Consider the following 1,440-nt stretch of genomic DNA (forward strand, 5'->3'; position numbering starts at 1 on the left):
CGGTACGCCCTACGGGTGGCTGCACCGGGCGCTCTAGCGCCCGCAGCTTCTTCCATTGCCCCGGAGGGGGCGGGAAATGGTCGACCGGCCACTAACCCAAGCAATGCTGGCAAACCAAGCAAGGAGCGCACCATGTCGCACCAGATCGAAACCCACAACGGCCAGGCCGCAGCGATCTTCGCCCGTCAGGATGCCTGGCACCAGCTGGGCACCACCGTCGCCGGAGACGCCTTTACCGCTGAGGAGGCGATGCGCCTGGGACACCTGGGCGGCTGGGACGTGCGGGCCCTGCCCCTGACCGCGTCCGAGGTCACCGAGGACGGCGCGCACATCATCGAGGTGCCCGACAGTTTCGCCACCGTCCGCACCAGCCCGTGGACCGGCCAGCCCGAGCCGTTGGGAGTAGTCGGCAACCGATACCAGCCCATCCAGAACGAGGAGCACGCCGAGGTCCTGAACCGCCTCGTGGACGAGTCCGGGGCGATCTTCGACACCGCCGGCAGCCTGCGGGGTGGACGTCAGGTGTTCGTGACCATGCGGATGCCGCAGACCATGAAGGTCGCTGGCACCGATGAGGTCGGCCTCAACATCGCCGCCCTGAACAGCCACGACGGCTCCCAGGCATTCCGCCTGCTGGTGACACCGGTCCGTGTCGTGTGCGCCAACACCCAGCACGCCGCCCTGAACCACAACCGGGCCAGCATCGCTATCCGGCACACCGCCAGCGCGCGAGGCAAGATCGCCGCCGCCCGCGACGCCCTCGGGCTGACTTTCGCCTACGCGGAGGAGTTCCAGGCCGAGGCCGAGGCCATGCTCAACCAGAGCGTGACCGATGCGCAGTTCGTCAAGATCACCCGCGAGCTGTTCGGCTGGCAGGAAGACCCGACCACCCGGCAGCGGCGCACCCAGCGAGAGCGGGAGAACGCACTGCTGTCCCTGTGGGCGGACGCCGACACCCAGGCCGCCATCCGCGGCACCGGATGGGCCGGTGTGCAGAGCGTCGTCGAGTACCTCGACCACTTCGCGCCAGTCAAGACCAAGGGAAATCGCAGCAAGGCCCGCGCCGAGCGGCTGCTGACCACGGATGGACCCAACAGGATCAAGGCCGCAGCGTGGCGGGAGTTCTCCCCCGCCTAAGCGGATCGCGGCCCGGCCCCCACGGGGCCGGGCCCGGCTGCAGCCGCCCAGGTCAGGTCACTAGTTCGATCCCAGTATCGTCACCACCCCCTTGGGGGTGTGCTCGACGGAGCTCGCACCTCGGGCTGGCGCCCTAGCGGGGCGCGTCGCGCGGCGACGCGCACTCTCTGGTGGTGCCCTGGCGGGCACCGGCGGTCGCCGCTGCGCGGCGGCAGAGGTTTCTTCTTCCCTCCTCCTCCGGGGCATTCCATCGTGCGGGCTCGCACCCGGCGCACAAGCCGGCTCCTACGTCGCCGGCCTCCC

The 1,440-nt window shown here is 69.9% G+C and carries 1 protein-coding gene; it reads left to right on the top strand.

The window, feature by feature from the left end:
• The first annotated feature begins 132 nt into the window (after positions 1 to 132).
• The gene (locus ACI3EY_RS17210; RefSeq protein ID WP_405041276.1) at positions 133 to 1,137 is read left to right on the top strand and encodes a DUF932 domain-containing protein; all 1,005 of its coding nucleotides are present in this window, start codon (positions 133 to 135) and stop codon (positions 1,135 to 1,137) included.
• Positions 1,138 to 1,440: the final 303 nt, after the last annotated feature.

It is taken from the genome of Serinicoccus shuyuelongi, from assembly GCF_045032955.1.
Classification (GTDB): Bacteria; Actinomycetota; Actinomycetes; order Actinomycetales; family Dermatophilaceae; genus Ornithinicoccus.

What these genes read in the sequence shown, in the direction of transcription:
- ACI3EY_RS17210 (WP_405041276.1), top strand. Translation starts at nt 133, where the DNA reads ATGTCGCACCAGATCGAAACCCACAACGGCCAGGCCGCAGCGATCTTC.